Source organism: Paenibacillus sp. NPDC058177, assembly GCF_042883835.1.
Taxonomy (GTDB): domain Bacteria; phylum Bacillota; class Bacilli; order Paenibacillales; family Paenibacillaceae; genus Paenibacillus_AQ; species Paenibacillus_AQ agri.
On the sequence record NZ_JBHVVB010000003.1, the window covers coordinates 589,722 to 611,117 of the forward strand.

13 protein-coding genes, 3 tRNA genes and 1 CRISPR repeat array are annotated in these 21,396 nt (G+C 49.2%); of the genes, 4 read left to right on the top strand and 12 right to left on the bottom strand.

The features are described from left to right. Window position 1: 1 nt before the first annotated feature. From ACFVU8_RS16640 to ACFVU8_RS16655, 4 genes are all read right to left on the bottom strand, one after another. Window positions 2–76 (bottom strand) — tRNA-Glu (locus ACFVU8_RS16640). Between the two features lie 375 nt (window positions 77–451). After that, window positions 452–543: transfer RNA gene (locus ACFVU8_RS16645), tRNA-Ser, on the bottom strand. A gap of 7 nt (window positions 544–550) precedes the next feature. Next, a tRNA-Asn gene (locus tag ACFVU8_RS16650) sits at window positions 551–626 on the bottom strand. A 1,387-nt stretch (window positions 627–2,013) separates the two neighbouring features. After that, a complete protein-coding gene (locus tag ACFVU8_RS16655; RefSeq protein WP_387428565.1) occupies window positions 2,014–2,766 on the bottom strand; it encodes an MBL fold metallo-hydrolase in 753 nt (250 codons plus the stop codon). Between the two features lie 127 nt (window positions 2,767–2,893). Between ACFVU8_RS16655 and ACFVU8_RS16660 the strand changes: the two genes are divergently transcribed. Then, window positions 2,894–3,322 (top strand): Lrp/AsnC family transcriptional regulator, encoded by a 429-nt coding sequence (locus ACFVU8_RS16660; RefSeq protein WP_387428567.1) that lies wholly within the window; start codon window positions 2,894–2,896, stop codon window positions 3,320–3,322. 74 nt (window positions 3,323–3,396) lie between these two features. On the opposite strand, the gene ACFVU8_RS16665 is transcribed toward ACFVU8_RS16660, so the two are convergent. Together ACFVU8_RS16665 and ACFVU8_RS16670 are read right to left on the bottom strand one after the other, a co-directional pair. Beyond that, window positions 3,397–10,206 (bottom strand): S-layer homology domain-containing protein, encoded by a 6,810-nt coding sequence (locus tag ACFVU8_RS16665; RefSeq protein WP_387428569.1) that lies wholly within the window; start codon window positions 10,204–10,206, stop codon window positions 3,397–3,399. Window positions 10,207–10,556: 350 nt separating this feature from the next. Next, complete coding sequence (locus ACFVU8_RS16670) at window positions 10,557–11,021, bottom strand: SprT family protein (RefSeq protein ID WP_379465542.1); 465 nt, start codon at window positions 11,019–11,021, stop codon at window positions 10,557–10,559. Between the two features lie 119 nt (window positions 11,022–11,140). On the opposite strand from ACFVU8_RS16670, the gene ACFVU8_RS16675 reads away from it, so the two are divergent. Both ACFVU8_RS16675 and cmpA read left to right on the top strand, forming a co-directional pair. After that, entirely contained in the window at window positions 11,141–11,503 is a 363-nt protein-coding gene (locus tag ACFVU8_RS16675) for a hydrolase/acyltransferase (protein WP_066367416.1), read from the top strand. A gap of 105 nt (window positions 11,504–11,608) precedes the next feature. Beyond that, window positions 11,609–11,740 carry a cortex morphogenetic protein CmpA gene (gene cmpA, locus ACFVU8_RS16680; protein ID WP_139084739.1) on the top strand — a complete coding sequence of 44 codons (132 nt, stop codon included), beginning with the start codon at window positions 11,609–11,611 and terminating at the stop codon, window positions 11,738–11,740. A gap of 151 nt (window positions 11,741–11,891) precedes the next feature. On the opposite strand, the gene ACFVU8_RS16685 is transcribed toward cmpA, so the two are convergent. After that, entirely contained in the window at window positions 11,892–14,093 is a 2,202-nt protein-coding gene (locus tag ACFVU8_RS16685; RefSeq protein WP_387428572.1) for a discoidin domain-containing protein, read from the bottom strand. A 552-nt stretch (window positions 14,094–14,645) separates the two neighbouring features. Next, window positions 14,646–15,137, bottom strand: coding sequence for a DinB family protein (locus tag ACFVU8_RS16690; RefSeq protein ID WP_379465487.1), 492 nt, complete (start codon window positions 15,135–15,137; stop codon window positions 14,646–14,648). A gap of 159 nt (window positions 15,138–15,296) precedes the next feature. Between ACFVU8_RS16690 and ACFVU8_RS16695 the strand changes: the two genes are divergently transcribed. Beyond that, window positions 15,297–15,878 carry a CGNR zinc finger domain-containing protein gene (locus ACFVU8_RS16695; protein ID WP_387428574.1) on the top strand — a complete coding sequence of 194 codons (582 nt, stop codon included), beginning with the start codon at window positions 15,297–15,299 and terminating at the stop codon, window positions 15,876–15,878. Between the two features lie 343 nt (window positions 15,879–16,221). Further along, window positions 16,222–18,380: direct repeats of the CRISPR family, unit length 32 nt; unit sequence ATTTCAATCCACGCTCCCGCGTAGGGAGCGAC. A 168-nt stretch (window positions 18,381–18,548) separates the two neighbouring features. Here ACFVU8_RS16695 and cas2 read toward each other — a convergent pair. The 4 genes from cas2 to cas7c are packed head-to-tail and all read right to left on the bottom strand — an operon-like array spanning window position 18,549 to window position 21,389. Continuing rightward, window positions 18,549–18,839 (bottom strand): CRISPR-associated endonuclease Cas2, encoded by a 291-nt coding sequence (cas2, locus tag ACFVU8_RS16700; RefSeq protein ID WP_066367384.1) that lies wholly within the window; start codon window positions 18,837–18,839, stop codon window positions 18,549–18,551. A gap of 9 nt (window positions 18,840–18,848) precedes the next feature. After that, complete coding sequence (cas1c, locus tag ACFVU8_RS16705; protein WP_387428577.1) at window positions 18,849–19,880, bottom strand: type I-C CRISPR-associated endonuclease Cas1c; 1,032 nt, start codon at window positions 19,878–19,880, stop codon at window positions 18,849–18,851. Next, a complete protein-coding gene (cas4, locus tag ACFVU8_RS16710; RefSeq protein WP_387428579.1) occupies window positions 19,877–20,536 on the bottom strand; it encodes a CRISPR-associated protein Cas4 in 660 nt (219 codons plus the stop codon). Before cas4 ends, cas1c begins: the two co-directional genes overlap by 4 nt. Further along, window positions 20,526–21,389, bottom strand: a complete 864-nt coding sequence (gene cas7c / locus ACFVU8_RS16715) for a type I-C CRISPR-associated protein Cas7/Csd2 (protein WP_387428582.1) — start codon at window positions 21,387–21,389, stop codon at window positions 20,526–20,528. Before cas7c ends, cas4 begins: the two co-directional genes overlap by 11 nt. Between the last annotated feature and the right edge of the window lie 7 nt (window positions 21,390–21,396).

The window sequence follows — 21,396 nt, forward strand, 5'->3', positions numbered from 1 at the left end:
TTGGTGACCCGTAGGGGATTCGAACCCCTGTTACCTCCGTGAAAGGGAGGTGTCTTAACCCCTTGACCAACGGGCCATGCTGTTCAGTTATGTTCTTTTCACAACAAAAATGAGTATATCAGACTCTAGCGATTTTGACAAGCTATTTTTCAAAAAAAATATAGGAGACGTTACGCGGTCTCCAAAGAGCTCTCCTTTACTGCCTTTCCTCGCCGAAAAATACAATCAAGTCTCCTGTCCCTTCCTCTGCAGAGATATACAATCAAGCAAGCATCTTCTTCCTTCCTCCGCAGAGACATACAATCAAGTGTCCTCTTTCTTCCTCTACAGAGATATACAATCAAGCATCCGATTGATCAACTCAATCTTCGCCTTCAGTACAAAAAAGAAGAGTCCCGAAGGACTCCTCTATACGTTCATTATGTATGTTCGCTTCGTGAGCCACAATATGTGGCGGAGAGAGAGGGATTCGAACCCTCGCACCGCTTACGCAGTCTAACCCCTTAGCAGAGGGTCCCCTTATAGCCACTTGGGTATCTCTCCATGAAAATGGCTCCCCGAACAGGACTCGAACCTGTGACAACTCGATTAACAGTCGAGTGCTCTACCAACTGAGCTATCAGGGAACATTAAAAGGTGTGAACAAGATATAATTTATCATGATTTCAAGGTTCAGTCAAGCGTTGATTTAATTTTTTTGTGATCGGTTTCATGTGGGGCGGAGACAGTGGTTTCTTTGCTTAGGCGCTACTGGTTCGGGGGGGTGTTATGATCAATAAAGCTGCTAGCGACTGGATGTCCTAGAACAAGCCGCTACGAATTCGGAGGGTTCTTGCGATCGCTGTTAAAAACCGATTTTTTTAGTGTAGAAAGAGTTAGAGGTTGAAATCGGTCTTTTAAGGCGAACACTATCGTTTTTCCAGAATCCTCCTTCCTTTTCGCTCTACTGCTGCGCAAGAAAACACTGGTTTTAATATTCTTTTATATAGAACACATTAAAATAACAAATAAAATCCGGAATTCGTTTCCAAAGTGTAATTAACGGCATTTTTGTACCTTAAATATTCTGTAGCTAAGAATAAATGACAATTAAGTGCAATATTGTACGTTAATCCTTCCATAATTGGCCTTTCAGCGTACTTTTCCCGAAAATAAGATACAAAAATGCCGCTATTTCCCTCTTTTTTCTCTTTTCGATAAATTTAAGGTACAAAAATGCTGTTAATTTGGGGGCAGAGCCGTTTTTCATAGTTAAAAAGACTGGTACAGGGGATAGGAAGTTTGTAACTTAGTGACTTGAAGCCCTAACTTGACCAGAACAACGTCTGCTCTTTTGTTTGGATCTTAATTTACTTAAAATAGATTGATAGATTGGATATTAAATGCCGCTCTCGTATAGTGGAGCGACTAGTAACACGTTTGAACCATCCTGCTCCACATTCCAGATTTCAATCCATGCTCCCACGTGGGAGCAACTGCGACCGCTATAAAAAGGACTCGCTGAGTGCAAATTTCAATCCTTGCTCCCGCACAAGGAGCGACCAAATGCAATGCGGCGATCGAGGAGGGGATCGCTTATTTCAATCCATGCTCCCGCATAGGGAGCGACTTTTATGTCTTCCACAGTCAGCTGCTTTACAGGATTTCAATCCACACTTCCTTCGCAGGGGAGCGACACAATATTAAAGTCCAAATCCTCGACAGCATCAAATTTCAATCCACGCTCCCACGTAGGAGCGACAGCTACGCCACAGAGCCCTTGTTGCACAAGGTCTCTGTGGCGTGAAAGTGCGAACCTTCTTCTTCTCTCACCATTCGAAAACTTCGACAATTGGGATCAATAAGCGGAAAAAGCCTATGGCAGCAAGGGGTGTGGATCTCCTCGCGATTTCATATGAGCTCGGAGTTAGCACCTTTAGCACTTTTTGCACCTATTGAGCTTTTAGCACCTATTAAGCCTTTTGAGCCTCTTGCACCTACTGCCCCTTTTTCCATATGGCGAGGAACTCGGAATTACTGCCCGAACCATTCTCCGTCCTGCGGAATCGCCACTCTATTAAGCAGTCCCTCTTCCTCCAATCTGGCTTGCAGCTTCTCACGGGTAACCAAACAATGATTGATGGCATCCATGTGTACGGCAACAATGGAAGTATGCGGTGCATACGCACACAGGTCGACCACATCCTGGTCATCCATCGTGATATGTCCGCCCGTCAGGAAGCGAGCGCCCCCGGCATTAACGATGGTCCAGTCAGGCGTATACATATCAAGGGCTTGGCGGACATCCTCACACCAAATCGTATCTCCAGCGATGTACAGCGTCGGCTCCCCTTCTGCCTGAAAAATAAAACCGGACACTCTCCCCATCAACTCCCCGATATCTCCGGTGCCGTGCTGGCCGCTGGTACGAGTAAGGGTCACACCACGAAATGTAAGGGAAGGCTCGATTACTGTTACTTGTTCAAAACCTTGTGCAGATATGGTATCCTGATTTCCATCCTGGCATAATACAGGTATACTATGCGGGAGCAGCGACACCGCAGCCTCATCCCAATGATCGGGGTGAAGATGCGTTACAAGAATAGCATCCGGCTGAAGCCACTGCTGAACGTTACCCGGCAACGGCACGAGCGGGTTTTTGCGGTCATTTTCCGTGTTGAAGATCGGAGGATTCACGCCTTGTTCACTAAGCATCGGGTCGACCAGAAAGGTCACGCCGCCGTATTCAATCCATAGAGTCGCATTGCGGATTAGTTGTATTTTCATCCAAAACACCTCTTCTTTACGATATCTTTTGCTACAATTTAATTATAAATAAACACCCTAAAAGAATACATTTAATGCAGAAAGAGATTGCCCCGATCTACTTTCATGCAGAAAGGATTACACGATAATGCCGCAACATTTGATAGATGACGTAGATTACCGCATTCTCCAGCAATTAATCCAAGACTCCACACTCAGCCATAAAGAGATCGGACAACAGGTTCATATGACCGGGCAAGCCGTTGGCGCACGTATCCGCCGAATGCGGGAGCTGGAGATTATCGAAGGCTACACCGTACGCTGGAATCCGGGAAAAATCGGACAGAACGTCCAAGCTTTTGTGACGGTTTTTCTAGCCTCTAATGCGGCTCATCCGGTGTTCCTGGCCTTTGCTAAAGAGGATCGCCGGGTGGAAGAAATCCACAAGGTTAGTGGCGAGGGCTGCTACTGGATGCGCGTGCGCGCGACCAGCCAGGAGGAACTGAGTACCTTTCTGGATGAACTGTTGGGGTATGGCAACTATAAGATCAGTCTGGTACTTTCACAGATTAAATAGACCGTTTATGTAAAATAAAGCCGCCGAGAAGGAAGAGTAGCTCTCCTTTTCGGCGGCTTTTACGTTTAAAAGATTCAGTTATTCAGCAGTCCAGCTGATCCAAGCACACGTGTCAGGATAACCGCTGCTTCTGCACGGCTCGTATTTTTGCCAGGTGCAAAGCTGTCTGCAGTTTGCCCCTTCATAATGCCAGTAGCAGTGAGAAGATCTACCGCTTCAGTAGCCCAGTAGGAGATACTATCTGCATCCTTAAAGGAGGCTGCAGCCTTTCCAGTACTCTCAGCTGCATTCAGCAGTTTAAGGGCTCTTGCAGCCATCACAGCCATTTGCTCCCGGGTAATGGAAGCATTCGGACGGAAACTGCCGTCTTCATATCCTTGAACAAGTCCAAGCTGCGCTGCAATTTTAGCAGACTCTGCGTACCAAGCGGCTGCCGGTACGTCACTGAACGAAGCTCCGGCTGTTTTACCCGGCTGAAGATCCAGCGAGCGAACCAGCATAGCTGCGAACTCGGCACGACTAACAGTTCCATTTGGTACGAATTGTCCGGCAGACTGTCCATTGACGATCAGTCTACTAGCCAAGCGCTCAATCTCAGCCTTTGCCCAGTGTCCTGTCACATCCGTGAAGGTAACCGGGTGCAGGGCAATTGCGATAATTCCGTTCGCACTGCTGCTCTTCACGGTAACCTTCGTGACTCCATTCTCTACAGTGAATACCGCCGGTACATAACTGAAGGTACCTTTCACAGGATCGTAGAGCAAGGCTACGGCTGTCTGTGGATTAAGCACCTCTTTGACGATGAGCGTGCGGTCCACATGAGTTGTACCGAATCCAGACACCGGCACAGAAGTTTTGCCATCCGATACACTAAGACCAAAGTTTGCCGGAGTGCCCTTCACGGTAAAGCCTTGTTGCTTCGCTTTGGCGAGTAATTGTTCAAGTGTGGTACCGCTTTGCGGCTCCAGCTTGAACTCCAGTGTGCCGTCCGGATGTCCGGCACCCTTCAGCACATCTGCTACCAGGCTGAGCGGAAGGCGATATTCCAAGCCGCCGTTTTGTATCACAAGCACGGCTTTAGGACTTGCCGTTGCCGCATTACGCAGGGCTTCAGCACTGAAGCGGGCTGTGCCGTCAGCATTGGCTGGAATCTCGATCACTGCCAGCCCTGCAGCCGTCTTGGCTTTGAGCTGCGCATCATTATTGGCAGCAGTTGGAGTCACAACCGGAACCGATGGGTTGCTTGAACCCGAGTTCGTTCCTGGGTTGCTACCCCCATCCGGATCAATGTAACTGTTATCCATACCATCATCGCCATCGGAAGAACCGTCATCCGGTTTGCCTCCGACCGGCTTTACAATGATCGAATACTCTCTTTTCACATTTTCTGCTGCCACGGTGAAGAGAGCTGTTCCTTCACTAAGAGCTTTCAGCTTATGACCGTCAAAGGAAGCCACTTTATTGTCTGCTTTGACGAAGGTTATCGTTGCTGAATCTGTCAGATCACTTCCGTCTTTGCCTTTGACCGTAAGTTCGGCGGAATCACCGACAGTCAGTACCACAGGTCCGTTCTGTCCGTCTGCAAGTAAAATTGCGAACGGCTTGATCGCAGTGGCTACGCCCTGATTCAGCTCATTGATGATAAAACCAGAGGTCGGGTTCGATACCAGTGTCATCCGCTCCCCGCGGATAATCACGTTGTCTGCCAGGAGTGAACCTTGCAGATCCGGTGTCACGTCAATGCCGTTCGTTCCAGCACCATCGATAACATGATTGATAATGCTGACACCGTTCATTTTCATGCTACCGTGAACGATTAACCCGGAATACGTGCTGTCCAGTGCAATATTGTTCTCAATCTTAATATCGCCTTTAATATCATTCTCCCCGGCATACAGCCACAAGGCTCCCAGGTTCACACCATAACCGGAATCATAACTGCCGGTACGGATCATGGTGTTGCGCTCTACAACAGTTGTGCCTTCAAAAGGCTCTGCCGAGAAGCGGGTAGATACCGCAATACCAGCACCGTTGGTAACCGTGTCCTTAACGATGTTATCCTGAATTTTGTTGTCCTTGCCGCCGAACACTACAATGTTGTCGGCCAGCCAAGGCAGGGATACCGTATTGAACCGCGCGGTATTGTTCACGCTTGGTGTCCGTTCTGCCCCGTTGACATCCTTCAGCTTCTCATCCGTGAACGACCACATGGCGATACCGTCATCGCCTGGATAGCGAATGTCGGTCTGCTCCATCATGCTGTTTCCGGTGCCAACAGCGAAGTTGATACCGTCTGCCATCAGATTGCGGATGCGCAGGCCAACCATGTGCAGGCCGTTTGTGCGTGCTTTTTCACCGGATACCTGTGTCAGCCACAGCCCAGCCTTCGTATGCTCAATCCATACATTCTGGATGACCGAGCCTTGCCCGAAAGCACCATGGAATGCATTCGTTATGGCTTCATCATCCCGCTCATTGATGCCGCCCTCAATCAACAGATCATAGACGCCGATCTTGCCGCCATGACCCACGAATTTAGCACCATTCAGCGTTGTGTACCACATGCCAGCACCACGGATTTGTATGGAATCCAAATCCAACAGTCCATCGCCGACCTCAAATTCGCCGGCCGGGAACCAGACGCCCATGCCTTTGCTCTTGGCTGCTGCAAGTGCTGCCTTGAACGCAGCGGTGTCGTCCTTGCCGTCATTTGGCACAGCACCATACTCCGTTACCGACAGGAATCCGGTCGGCTGACGGAGAGCCGGGGCTACCTGCTCCATATCCGCAAGGTCGATGATATAAGAAGATGCGTGATCGTCCTTGTCTTTTTTCAGCGTAATCTTCGCTCCAGCCGGAAGGTCTCCCGTCAGTGCATGAATCTCGTCAAAGAAGCGGTGTGCGCTGCCTTGAGCGGGATCGTTAGACCACGGGTAGCTACCGTACTCCCAGGCGTATTTGGAAGTCAGCTTCAACTGCTGTTTGAAAGCGCCGTTCACATACATGGACAAGGTCTCTTCGGCTCCCTTGCCGTCTGGACTGTCCGGAATAGAGTAGCGCAGCACAATAGAATTAGCTGGCTTCGCCAATGTGAACTCAACATAATCACCAGTATTATTCAGACTTACGGCCTCGCGTCCGGAGGCTTCCGAAGCAACATTACGATACTTACGGGAAGGTCCGATAAGCGTACCGTTCGTCACACCATCTTCCGCTTCGTAAGTAATGTATGGCAGCGTTGCTCCGCGATAGGTTTTGTTCACACTGTTATGGACAGTTAGACTGTCCGCTTCAATACCGCCCCAGGATGTGCTGTCACTGCTTAGAGCAACGGTATTAATGCCCGCGCGCAGCTTCATCTTCACCTGCACCTTCCGCCATGTGGAAGAAGCATTGAAGGACGGAGAACCTTGCTTAATCCCATTCACATCCAGCTGCGTGGCAGCTGCATTGTCACTATTGTTCTTGTAGCGAAGTGTAGCAATATACTCGCCTGCTGTAGCCGCATTAACAGCAAAACGAATCACTTGATCGCCATGGAAGGCATCTTTGCCCGGGTATACAACATCAGAAGATACGGGAGTAAAACTCCATAGCGCCGCATCATCTTTTGCCGCCCCAAGAATGACTTCACTCGAACTATGCGAAAGCACTTTGCCGTTCTTGGCATTAACCAGCAAGTGATAACCAAGCTTCTCCTCTAGGGTCCATTGGGTGGACACTGAAGCCACATTGGCAGTTAGTATAATCTGATCATTGTCATCGATGGAAAGGTACTTCTTCGACGCTTGGTTCAAGACCAGCTTCCGCCCGTTGAAATCCTGTACTAGAAATTTCGAGTGTGCTGCTGAATCTGCAGGTTCTGCGTATACGACGGCCCCGTCTTTTTCTGCGAGTACCTTGCCATTCACTCCCTTAGGAGCAATTGTAATCGTGTTGGTATCGCTTAGAATCGGTGTAGCCGTATCTTGATTACGCGGTTCGCCCGCAGGGGTGTTGAACTCAGCTGTTGCTGTTTCCAACGCCCAATGTACAGATTCGGAGGATTCCAGCAAAAGTCCGCGTTCTGCGTAACCCGTTCGATTCTCCACATTAACGAACTCATCGTCATGCTCTCCAAACAAACTCCGGATGGTATAGTTAACCCCATCGGAAGAGAGCTTCACAGCCCAACCGGAGGCTCCACCGGAAGCTGGTTCCACACCTGCGCTCTCCAGGAACGAATATTCTTCGCTCAGAGTCAAATAGTGTCCGGTTGCCCGGTTCACAATGTACTGCTTGCCATCCTTGGCTGAGATGATCCAGTGCGAATAACCGTTATCCGCTGCCGGCTGCCCATACAATACTACGCCGTGTTCATTCTCATAGAGATAATCCCCGCTACCCGCATTCTTAAAGCGGACCGGATAAGACGGAACTGGCGGTTCAGGAATGATTACCGGTTCAGCAGTGAATTGCGAGTTGTCCCGTGTCGCTGCATCCGCGGTTTTGCTGATTTTGATTACCGCATGCCCATCCTGATCAGACGCACCGTAAAGGTAATGACCTGCCCAAGCACTCTTGAAGGTGGCTGCTCCGGATGCCTTGATATCGACCACCCACTTAATGCTGGCCCATACGTCATAAACCGTCTTTAACGTCTGAACCGCCTCGGCCGGTTCATCTTGCTCAATAACACCGCCTAAATGCTCGAGGGAAAGATAGCGGCCAGTGCCTCTGTTCTTGATTTTTACCGCACCATTGGCGCCAGGAATTTCTTGCAGCTGCCAGATAAATGAATCATCGCCAGATACAAGCGTACCGTAGGTAGCCTGACCAACCGTCATATCGTCTGCAAGTGCCGTAGCCGATTTCGCGGAAGGTGATGGCTCTGGAGCATCCTTCACATCATTCTCAGGGGTAACTGCATTGTCGCTTTCCGGATCATAAGTGGCCTCTGTAACAGTCGCTTTCACCGCTGCCAGATCCAGTGCGGGTTCAGGCAATGGCCCGTCTTTCAAATACTGATCTTCTCCGTTCACACTGTTCAGTTTGAAGCGGAACACATCATGCTTCTTCTCTGTCACCGGAACAAAACGCCATTTCGGGCTGCCCCAAGTCGGGTTAATGGCACCGTATTCTGCGTATTTAGTCATATTTTCCAGAGAAATAAATTTGGTAGGAAGTTCTCCTGGCTGCTTGTCAGCCACATTTGCGATGACGTAGTTGTTATCGCCCATATTTTTCCTCGTCCAAATAAATCCGGTATCGACCTGATTCTTATCCGTCAACGTGGTGACCTGAATGTGGCCTTCCGGCATGCTGGTAATATTGATGTAATGACCAGTCTTGCGATTCTTGAACAGCTTCCGTCCGTTATACTTCTCCACCAGCCATTGGTCGGACTGATCCTCTTGCATATTACCGTATTTCAGCAGACCCTCCTTGTTTTCATACCAATAGAAGGATTTCCAACCGTTCTGGATACGGACATAGTGCTCAGAAACCGGTGTTGCCGGATCAATGAGCTCCCATTGCGCAGCTAGCGAGGCCGGATTAGACGAACCACCTGCGCTTCCGCCTTCTCCTATAGCCAGATAAGTGCCCTGATCACCGGCATTGCCAATGGTCTGATAATCATCCACATCATCGGATTCCTCGAAAATCCATTGGTCAGCAAGCTGACTCTCCTCTGCCTGAACAGCCTTAACTGTGCCATCGGCATGGATCAAATAATGATTCGTAGCCGCATTGCGAATCCGCTTGTTGCCGTCGTAATCCTCCACATACCATAAGTATGATTCTCCGTTGTTACTTGCATCCGATGCAATGGTTCCATGTTTAAGCTGACCCCCATCACCTTCATACAAGAAATCTGTAGCTACTTGATCATCTGTGTACGTTGCCAGTCGGATCGGCTGCAGCTCAGAGACAGGAACGATTTTCCACTGGGCGCTGTGATTCGCCGCACTACCCGGCCAATTGTTGGAGCGAACGTCATTGTCGTCAGGGTACTGTGGATTCAGCCATAGCGGGAGATTGTCCTCAATTAGAGCGGAATTGTGTAGGGTGACGTAGCCTGTTCCATCTCCCCCTGGTGCATCCTCCTTCACCCATTGGCTGAGCCCCACATTACTAGGGTCAATGTCCACCGAGAGGACACTAGACCAACTTGGTTCGCCCTGCTTAATATAGTGTCCTGTCGCACGGTTACGGATCATCAGGGTCCCGCTGTCGCTCGACTCTAGATACCACTGCGCTGTTTCATCCTTGGCATCTTTCTCACCGTGCAGCACCTTACCGTCACTCTCATACATGACATGGCCTGGATGTTCTCGGCTTTCCAGCCGGACAGGTGCAGAATCCAGATCGACAAAAGCCCATTGCGGGCTCTCAAAGGTTATGTTGATATCTGCACTAACCTGAGCATAGCCAAGCTGATTCTCCTGGTGGATGACCAGTTTGGCATCCGGTGCGGTCGCACTGCGAATGACCATATAACCGGCACGGTTCGAAGTATCGATCAGCCATTTGTCTGCTGTTGTTCCTCCGCCGGAGATGTTACCTGTCTTGAGCGAATCCTCCTTCCCGGCATTTCCTGCAAGTGTAATATAGTGTCCAGTCTTCACATTCTTGATCTGTGAGAGACCGTTCTCCGTCACGACCAGCCAATGCGATGATGTATCCGCCGGATTGGTCATTCCGTAACGGACGATGCCGCTTGCGGTCTCGTACAAAAAATTGTTTTTCCATTTGTTCTTGATCAGTACCGGACCTGCAGGAATTTGTGATGCCCCGGTCCCTCCGGTCCCGGCGGAACCACCGTCGGCCGCGTAAGCAGGGAAGCTGGAGAGAATCAGCAGCATTGCCAGCAGACCCGCCATGGCGGACCTGAATCGCTTCATATCGTGTACCCCCTCTAACAAAAATGGACTTCCTCTCCATCTTAGGTTGGTAACGCTTACAAAACGATGTGCGATTTTATCCATAAAAAGGTGTATTTGTACGCATCTCCCGGACCTGCCCCACCTGTCCTTAAAAACAGAAGGTACCTCCTAAAATATTGTTCACCCGTTAGACAAAAACCGTCTGGCGTTATATAACCACGACAGACGGTACGGTTCTAAAGAAAATTATCCCTGACATTGTTGAGGATGTCCTGAAGTTGTAGAATGGCCTGCGCCCGCGCAACAGCCCCAAGCTTGTAGTACAAATTGCTAATATAATCGCGGGATGCATCTGATAACATCCATTGTTACTCTAGAGCGAACAGCTTAAGCTTACCTGCACATTTTCCACAGCGGTAACGCTTGGGATCAGCCTTTCGTTTACGCGGATATTCCGTGGCACAGGCGGTGCAGACCAGCTTGTACCGATAAGGAAGCGGCTTGCGGGCCTTCGTGCCCGGCAAGGTCTGACAAAAGCGACTGCCACCCACTTGCTTTAAGAGCGCTTTGAAATCCGCGTCACGGTGCATGTATCCCCTTTTGGCCAGATGCAGATGGTAGTGGCACAGTTCATGCTTGATAATTCGCTCCGTCTCCTCGCGACCGAATGTCTCCAGCTGACGGGGATTAATCTCTATATTATGGCTTTTGATAAAATATCGTCCGCCCGTAGATGACAACCTGCTATTAAAAGAAGCTTTGTGCCGGAACGGTAGTCCAAAACTTTCCCGCGACACCTGCTCGATCCACTGCTGCAGCTCTTCATTGCTCATACTTTCCATAGTGTTCTCTCCCAAGTCCTTTCCACGGGGGTTAATATCTCTACTTGAATTGTAACTTGTGCATAGGCTAAACTGTCAAGAAGGAAGACAAGTACGGAGGGAGAATGATTATGCCGAAAATGCGGTATGTAATTTTGCAGCAACATCAAGAGCTTCAATTCGTGGAAATGCCAGAGGAATATGCATATCAGCTCAGCGCGCTGAATTTGCGTCTCAACAAGGAGATCGACAAGCTGACTGCCGACAATGTGCCGGATCTGCCAAAGGCGATTGCGGAATGCGATTCCCTGGAACTGCTGCGCGAGGATTACTCGCTGCAATCCGGGCTTGATTATATCAATGTACTGGAAAGCGCTTTTGCTTCGGTTCAGGAGAAGAAAGATTACCCGCTGATCTCCCTGCTGACCGAGATTCGGGCGCTGCAAGCGCAATTGGAGCAGTGGTACGAAGAGGAAGAAGAAGGCGTACATTAAGGGGATTCTTTTGTAAAAAAACGACATCATTTGGCTTATAACGGTCACCTTTGGGCCCTTTCCCCCATATGCTAACCTACGAAGCATGCCAGGGGAGGGATTACCGTGCCGCAGTGGCTCTGTCATCAGATGATGAAAGCTTTTTACAAAAAAGACCGCCGTCAGATCAAACTGCTGAACGAATGCTGGTTCTTTTACCGCAACGCCGATGAATTTCCGGGTGAAGCCCGTTACTAGCTATTGTTCTACTATTCAATGAAGCCTGTAGGTGCTGATATCACCAAAAAGCGGTCGCCCGAGATCCTTACGGATTATCGGGGGCCGCTTTTTTGCATGCAGACAGACAGATTAACCTTGCTGTATTAGCTGACGAGTGATATCAAATGTATTAATGATAGAGATTCAACTCCCTGATCGACCACCAGTTCGAAGCCGTACCCGTCTGTACCACCTTAATGTAGCGTGCCGTCTGGGCCGACGCGAAGTTCACGGTAATCACCGGACCGTTACCGGTACCGCTGGCAATGGCACTGCCCCAGCTTGCACCGTCTGCCGACACGTACACTTCATAACCACGGGCATAGTCATCGTTACTCCCTGTGGAATCCATGACTAACTTACTGAAGACCTTGGACGACTTCATGTCCACGGTCAGGAACTGGCCTGGTAGCATCGCCGTACCAGCACTCCAGCGTGTATCCATGCTGCCATCCAGCAGGTTGGCAGCAATGTCTCCGCTGGAAGGTTCAGAGCTCGCCGTCCAGCCGGTCCGGTCCAGCGCCGCGCCGGTTTCTCCGCCACTGCCGCTGCCTGAGAATTCCGATACGGTCTGCCGCATCGCTTCTGCCGGGGAGTTGGCATAGACTGTACCCCCAGTGTTATTCACCACATGGGTAATTTCACTTCCAGGTACACCAGCCAGCCAAATGGAAGTGGCGTGGTGGATTTTTACACCCTGTACATCAGGAACTTCAATGCTGCTGTTCAGCTTCACTGCCGCATCCCTGAAGAAAGAATACACCCCAAGACCCCAAGCTTCGTGATTGGTCACCGAGTCTGCTACCTTGTACGAAGCGAATCCGTTGATTGCGCCGCCAGAGCTCATCCACTCGGATTGGCTAGGCACATCATAAGGAATCTCGGATTGATAGAAATAAGTACGGCCATTATTGCCATTCCACAGTGTCTGATATTCATTGTGATGCTCGTTGAACAAGCCATACAGTGTGACATCATTACCGTTCACAATGAGTCCATTCTTCGAAACATTCGTGTTCCAGTCAGCACCCGCCCCGTGGTCTGCACGCCAGATCCAGAAGTGGTCGCCAATGACATGGTTGCTATTAATCTTCATGCTGACATCGTTGCTGCCGACCGTTGCCCCACCCGTACGGATGGTGATGTCATGCAGCGAGGTCGGGTTGGCGGCATGGTTCGCCGTGCTGCCCGCAGGCCCAATCTCCATGAGCACCGGCGAATTCACCGGACCAGCATCAATGGTGAGCCCTGCGATTTTCACACCGTCTACATCAGCAACCGAAATCGCTGCTTTTCCCGTATCCGGTACCAGCGTAGGAATACCAATACCCAAAACCACCGTGTTCGCATTGGCAATATGAATCGTGTCGTTCAGGTGATAGATACCAGGGGTAAAGATCAGATGCTTACCTTGAGTCAGTGCGTTATTAATGCTCGCTGCCGTCGAAGTCTCAGGACGTGCGATGTAGAATTGATCAATGGAAATGGATTGACCCGGCGTAGAACCGTTCAGCCAGCTAGCTCCCTGGGTATTGGTCTGTAGAGCAGGCACGAAAACCTGGTACTGTCCGGCCCCATTAATATAGAGATAAGGCTTCTCGCGGATGACCGGTGTCTTCTCCACAACTGTATAAGGCGGTTCCGGGAATTCACCAACAGGCGGATTGTTAGTCCCGACAAAAACCATGTTCCATACACCGTTAGTCCAGTTGGACCACTGACTATTCCGGGAGAACCACTGCTGCTGCGATGCAGGAACAACTTGGCTATCCACTACTGAATCTGCGAGGAACCCGCCACTTGCCCAACCAGCATTCCAGCTATTATCGAAATCAAACAGACTGAGCTGTCCCTTCACGTGCAGACGTCTAAGCGGTGCAGCCTGGGAGACAGCAATCTTCGTCTCACCACTCGAAGGAGCAATTGTCAAATTCTCAATCGTACGCCAAAAATTCAGCGTCGCATTGCCGTTATGCCAAGCCGCATCCACATTAAGTCCCCCATTGATGCTCACATCACCGGGATTCTGCCCGAGCCCCGCCACATGCGTATAGAAACCTACTTGGAAATTAACATTATATGAACCTGGTTTGAAAAGAAAAGCGTCTCTTTCGCTGCCAAATTGATTACTTTCCTGACGGCTGAATACGGAGGAAGTAATGCCTTGAATATCGGAGGTCGACATGGTTGGGTCAAACACGTAGACATTCGGGCCAAAGATCGTATTATTCCCCTCACTGATCGGTGCCGCCGCTGTAACGCCGGGATTAACTGTACATAGACCTGCAACAATAGCCACCATGGAAATCGCGGATATCATTCGTTTTAACATTATTGTCCCTCCCTTGATTGGACAGCATGGATCTCCCCTTGAACGCTCTCACTCATCTTGGGTGAATGTACAAGCCTATCCTCTCCTACTTGCGTTGTGTTCCTCTCTGTATGATGGAAGATGTTGAATGAATTCGATTACGTTTTGTTTAGCTGTATTCCGTTTTTTTGTAAGCGTTTTCTCGTTTTCTCTAGCGACTCCTTTCCTTCGTGATGGGTCTGTATCCGAACAGATTTGATTCGATATAAGGGAAGTTATACCAAAGATGTGATTTTAATGTATTATATTTCTTGCTCGATTGTACTGTAGTAAAGTTGAGATAAAGCGTGGTATTTTTTAGAATGGTGCAAAAAAAGTGTACCCTATGTTCTATCATACAAAGAGGAGCTACTACTGAACCACTCGAAATCTCCGCGAGCCATATTCCTTCAAAAGAAAAAGACGCACTAAACTGAGGTCAGTTCGTACGCCTTTTGTGGTTCGTTGTAATTTCACCTGAATAATGTAGAAAGCTTATTTCAGTTACAAAATTGCTTTCTAATTCTACAATGATTAAAAACTGCGCTGTGCGGGCCAAGAACCCTGAAGCTTACGAAGCAACACAATCTGCCCGGTATGATATGCATCATGCAGAATGAGGCTCATCACCTCTTCGCCGGGAGCATGCCCCGAGCCGCCCCAATCATAAGCACCCTCTTCCAGCGCTTCAATCACTTCGCGTAGCTGGGCATGTACGCTTTTCAACTGCTCCACAGCCTTCTGCCAAGCCTCTTCCCCCGACTCCGTAACCGTGAAGGTATCATCGTTGCTCTCCAGCTCAGGCTGTTTCGGCAGCCCTTTCAGCTTGCGCAGCAAGCGATCCTTATAATACGTCAAATGGTTGACCGTCTCCCAGATCGAATTCCCCGCAGCACCTTGCGGTTTCCAGCTCGCCTGCGTGCTGTTGACCCCATCCAGCGCATCGCTGAGCGGCGGAGACCAGTCTTCCACATCCATGGCATAATCCCAATTTTGCAGCAAAACATCACTGATTTTATTCTGCATGTTCTACCTCCAAATCGTAATATGTAACGACTTAAATCATAAAATAAAAGTTACTGAAAGACTTTAGCATATTTCTATATTCTATTCAAGTAACTAGTAAAAGCGATTTTTAATTGTTACAATATGAACAATGCTATGAACGGAAAAGAGGAATGAATCGTGTTATGGGAGGATCTCATCAATAGCTACTGGCGGGATTGGCGGACCGGAGACCGCAGCAAGGATCGGGACATGCTGGAGGATTCGGAATGGGTCTCTGCATGGTTGCAGCAACATCGTCTAGAGACCGATGCTCTGCCAGATCAAGCCGAGACGGAACAATTAAAGCAGCTTCGCTCCCACCTCTGGGCCGCTGTGCAAAGTATTGTGCAAGAACAACCACGAGACCCAGCACTGCTGGAACAGTTGAACCACTACATGGCGCCCGGGCCTGTAACCAGAAAAGTTACTTGGAATGCAGAACATCAACGTTATGAGATGAACTTATTGCCACGTTACAACCACTGGGATCAGGTGATGGCGGAGATTGCGGCTTCTTTTGCCACGGCGTTATTTGAAAAAGAAACCTCCCGCTTCCGCATCTGCGAGAACGGCGACTGCCTCTGGGTCTACTATGATGATACCCGCAACCGCTCCAAACGATACTGCGACGACAAAGCCTGCGGCAACCTTATGAAAGTGCGCCGCTTTCGTGCGCGGAGGAAGGCTGAGATGGAGGGTGGGGAGACATTGGATAGGTAGGTTCGGGTGCTGTGTAGGGTGTAGGGGATGGTTAAGAGGAAGTGTTGGGGAGAACCAAGTTAAAGTGATGTCGGCTAGCTCGTTACTAGCATTTAAGGACAATTGCCAAAGCCGGGCAACTGTAACACATAGCCTACCTTTGGCTTTATAAAGTGGTTTGTTGGAGTGAAAAAACTTTATTTAGATATTAACGGTATTTTCTCCAGTTAAATTTCACCTGCAGGCTGTTCAGAGGCAAAACGCTCAGAAATAACGGGTGTTTTTCCAGTTAATTCTGAGCATCAACCGTTTTGAGGAGATTTAACAGGTGTTTTTCCCTTTATTTCCCTGGTGGTCTCATAGAATGTTGATTCACGCTCCTGCGTAGAGAGCGACTGATAACAATCGTACCAAACACATTGAGTTGATCATTTCAATCCACGCTCCCGCGTAGGGAGCGACTATCACAGTTGGTGCAAACATATTTAGCAGTCTTTATTTCAATCCACGCTCCCGCGTAGGGAGCGACCAGCATGCCAATGTCCTTGTCAGTTGTCTCATTATAATTTCAATCCACGCTCCCGCGTAGGGAGCGACATTGTGCCATCAACTATGAGCACCGCGACCCAGCCGAATTTCAATCCACGCTCCCGCGTAGGGAGCGACGCCCTGCACCCATCCCTCGCCGGGTAGCAGGGTCCCATTTCAATCCACGCTCCCGCGTAGGGAGCGACCTTGCTCCAGGATTATGGACTTCACCATAACAGGTAATTTCAATCCACGCTCCCGCGTAGGGAGCGACGTAGTCGTAAAGAGTTCCATGTTACCCTTAGATAAATTTCAATCCACGCTCCCGCGTAGGGAGCGACTCATTCACTCCCTGTTTATATTGGTCTTCCCCCAATATTTCAATCCACGCTCCCGCGTAGGGAGCGACAGCCGGACGTGACGGCTCAGATCTTCTGGTTGAAATTTCAATCCACGCTCCCGCGTAGGGAGCGACGACACATTGACAAAATGCTGATTAAACACGAAGGCATTTCAATCCACGCTCCCGCGTAGGGAGCGACGCCCCTCCGTCGGCGGCTCCACCGTCAGCACCATAATTTCAATCCACGCTCCCGCGTAGGGAGCGACGGAAGGTGGATCGACCGAAATCGGATTACTCAGGTATTTCAATCCACGCTCCCGCGTAGGGAGCGACTTGAAGAGGATACTACCTGCTCTTATCGCATCTATTTCAATCCACGCTCCCGCGTAGGGAGCGACCTACACTTCTTCCTGAGCATCGCACGGCAGATTATTTCAATCCACGCTCCCGCGTAGGGAGCGACTACGGAGGATAGCAATGATAGGGGGAGGCTACATTTCAATCCACGCTCCCGCGTAGGGAGCGACTGCACCCAATGTGGGTGGATGAAGCCGATGTTCGGTATTTCAATCCACGCTCCCGCGTAGGGAGCGACAGAGTTAAGACGGTTAGAGCGGACCATTCGTGGATTTCAATCCACGCTCCCGCGTAGGGAGCGACCTACATTGACCCGCCTTAACTCGCGAGGCCAAAACATTTCAATCCACGCTCCCGCGTAGGGAGCGACGCAGGAGGTGTAAATGTGACACACCAGACCTTCTGATTTCAATCCACGCTCCCGCGTAGGGAGCGACGACGTTGGTAGCTACGGCGGCCTCTCAGTCTGCTATTTCAATCCACGCTCCCGCGTAGGGAGCGACGAACATTACCGGAACACCGAAAACTGTAACCAATATTTCAATCCACGCTCCCGCGTAGGGAGCGACTGCAATCGGTTTTAGGTGCTTATCAGGATCCGATTTCAATCCACGCTCCAGCGTAGGGAGCGACAAAACTGCACCACCGGGTTGAAAATATTATTCAGATTTCAATCCACGCTCCCGCGTAGGGAGCGACTGTTTCGAAAAAAGAAAGGGGTGTTGGCATGATCATTTCAATCCACGCTCCCGCGTAGGGAGCGACCGATGTTGGGAATCGTTACGGAATTACCTTTCAAATTTCAATCCACGCTCCCGCGTAGGGAGCGACTGGAGTTTATGGAGGACGTTGCAGCGCCTTTGTCGATTTCAATCCACGCTCCCGCGTAGGGAGCGACGCGCATTTGTAGTTGATACACCTTGGTTTAGGTGATTTCAATCCACGCTCCCGCGTAGGGAGCGACGAGGTGACTTTTCAATTGTTGTGGGCATGCTGGAATTTCAATCCACGCTCCCGCGTAGGGAGCGACCAGGGCCTTGATTACACTCTTTATGAACAACAAAAGATTTCAATCCACGCTCCCGCGTAGGGAGCGACGCGATGTTCGCACCGGTGATCATGTTGTGACCAGGATTTCAATCCACGCTCCCGCGTAGGGAGCGACAGCCACGGTGAACACAGTAATGTCGCGGGACGGATTTCAATCCACGCTCCCGCGTAGGGAGCGACCTGCAATCGGCGGCGTCGGAATGGCTATTGCCGATTTCAATCCACGCTCCCGCGTAGGGAGCGACAGCGATTTTTACCCATAAAAAGGGTAAATGACATTTTTATGAACCAAAAATCCCTTGTTCCTCTCACAAGAAACATCTTAAACTCAGTTTCTTCATTGTTTTTATACAAATAATGTAATAAATCTGGTGCGGAGGACCCGGGGATTTCATGGGAGCTTCACATTCGCACTACAGAATCAAGGGGCCTTCAAGATCGAGGGATTCCTTGATCCCGACATGTTCAACCTTGTTCTTATGGTTATTGCCCAGTTGATAGAATCGCAAACTGTCTTCCGTTTCATCGATGATATTTTTCAGCTTAATCTTCAGTTCAGCGAATTGCGTCGCATCGACAATACACTCAAATACGGAATGTTGGACTCGCTGCCCGTAATTCTGACAGACCTTGGCGACTCTTCGCAATCGGCTTTGGCCTCCACTACTGGATGTTTTCACATCATAAGTAATTAATACCAGCAAATCGTACACCTACTTCCAAAGAAATGGAGGATACTCGTCCAGGTCATTCCGTAGATGACGAGCCAGCAAAAGAGCCTGCGCGTGCGGGACGAGCCCCCAGGTTATTTTCTCCCCCAGATAAGGATGAGTAAGGCTTTCTTGCTTCTTGGTCTGCCACGCAGTGAGAAATTTCTTTCGAGCTTCATCGGTCATAATGACCGCTCCGTTCTCTTTTTTCACAAAATCCTCTTTATGCACCAGTTTCTTATTAATCAGTGAAAGCACAAACTTATCTGCCACAATTCCCCGCAATTCCTCCATCAAATCCAGCGCTAGCGATGCCCGGCCCGGTCTATCCCGGTGCATAAAACCTACATAAGCGTCCAGCCCGACAGCCTCCAGCGCCGAAGCAGTATCATGAGCCAGTAGAGTGTAAGCCAAAGACAACATAGCATTCACATTGTCCAGTGGAGGTCTCCGGGAGCGGGAATGAAAATAGAAATCTTCTTTCTGCTGTAAAATCATCTGATCAAACAGTCGGTTATAGCTAACCGCAGCCTGCCCTTCCAATCCCCGCAAACGATCGAGCTCTTCACAAGCCCTCACCTCAAGCATAATAGAAGATAAATGGCCCGAAATCTCCTTAAATTGCTCAACATCAATGCGCATCGGATAATCCCGTGTCATGCGCTCCAGCATCCATTTGTGATTGTAGATTTTACCTATAATAAAATTCCGGGCGATCCGCGCAGACGACTGCTCATCCTCTGAGAGAAGATACTGCTTTTTTCTCAGCACTACATTCCCTTTGCTTGGCCCAATCACTCTGGCAAGGAATCTTCCGTTCATCGTCAAGAACATCAGCGAAATGTTCCGCTCCGCACAATAGCCCATTAACGCGGGACTAGCCCCTACATAACCAAAAGCGACAATTGACTCCAGATTATGAAGAGGGACTCTGCCTAGCTTCTCCTCATCCTTCAGAAGGACAATGTTATCTCCATCCAATGATAAATAGACCGAAGGCTGGGTGATATATAACGTATTCTGAAGTTTTTTCATTCCTTGATTTTCCCTTCAACGTAGCTTTTTACTGTCTGTTTATTCATTAACTTGGGCAAACAAATATGTTGAAGAGAACAGCTTTGGCAAAAAGGGCCTGTTTTAACTTTAGGAGTATGTCTACGACGGTAGTAGTCTTGCATCTCCTCCACAATCGCCTTAACCCTATATTTGAGATCTGGAGTAAGCTGCACTTCAATTCTGTGCTTGATCTCATTGTAAAAAATATATCCTGTTGGTATATCACACAGCAGCATTTCTTCCAAACACATCGCTTGTGCGGCCAATTGTAAGATATCCTCTTCATTAACCTTGGGCTTGCCCCGTTTGTATTCGACCGGGAAGGCAAGGTATTTACCGTCAGCACCATTAATGGGGACACCTGCGTCGTCATCTTTTACGAACTCTACCACGTCACATATACCAGAAATATTCAGTTCCCCAGATCTTACTGGCATTGCACGGACAACGAGCTTATCCCCTCGCTTCTCCCTTGTAAAAGGCTGATCCGCATTGCGATGAAGATGCTGTCCTTCAACGGTCTTCACATTCTCTTCCCATTGTTGTTCAATATGAATTAATGCCCACTGGCGTTTGCAAAATTGAAAATGCTGTATCCCGGAGAGCATTAACGCTTCGTCATCGTTATAGTCCATTTAGTTCTTCGACCTTGAGACCTTCAAGCTGATAGAGTTCAATAGCGTAGTGTTCGATAGACTTCGGCTCATCAACTGTTGCCTTCACCTCAAGAGAACGATGCACTTTAGCCGATGAATACTGCCCAAGTCTGGAACTATGCTCCCACCAGTACACTTTATGTACTTCCATACTTCCATCCGGTCTGGCCGAAGACACATCATTTTCGAACAGCGACTGTAGAGCTTCTCTGATCTTGGCAGCGTCCTCGTTAGTAAATCCAGTCTTCTCAGCTAATTGAGTATTGATACTGCCGTAGAATACATACACACCGAAATCCACGCGGTGCTTCATCCCCATCGTATCCGATCCACGCTCTTTGCCAGGTTCGGAGTTCACACTTTTCGTGATCTGCAAACTAGTAATGTCGATGGGGCTTTTACTAGTCGCTGTATGAATAGATACCGGACCTCTCACGCCTACAGATACGCCAGAGCCTTTAGTATCCGATTTAAAAGCAAATACTTGTCCAAAACTCCGGACATCCATCCACTCCTGGCAAGCAATAGCGGCGAACTCTTCACTAGATCCATTCTTAGACTTGAAAATCTTCTCAAGCTCCGCATTGCCTTCGGCCCGTTCTCTAAGGCTGCCATAAGCATCTGTCTTACGGTCATTCGACTGTACGAAGATTGATTCGCCCATATCTTGTAGTCGATTTCGAATCTTCCGCTTCAGAGCTACATCTGAAATTTCGCCAAGACCGTCGTAATTCTGACGCGGACGATTCCCGTTCAGCGGGTCACCATTCGGGTTAGCTTTGGTTACAGAAAGCACAACAGCAAAATCAATTTTATGATCCAATGTAGTCATTTGTTAT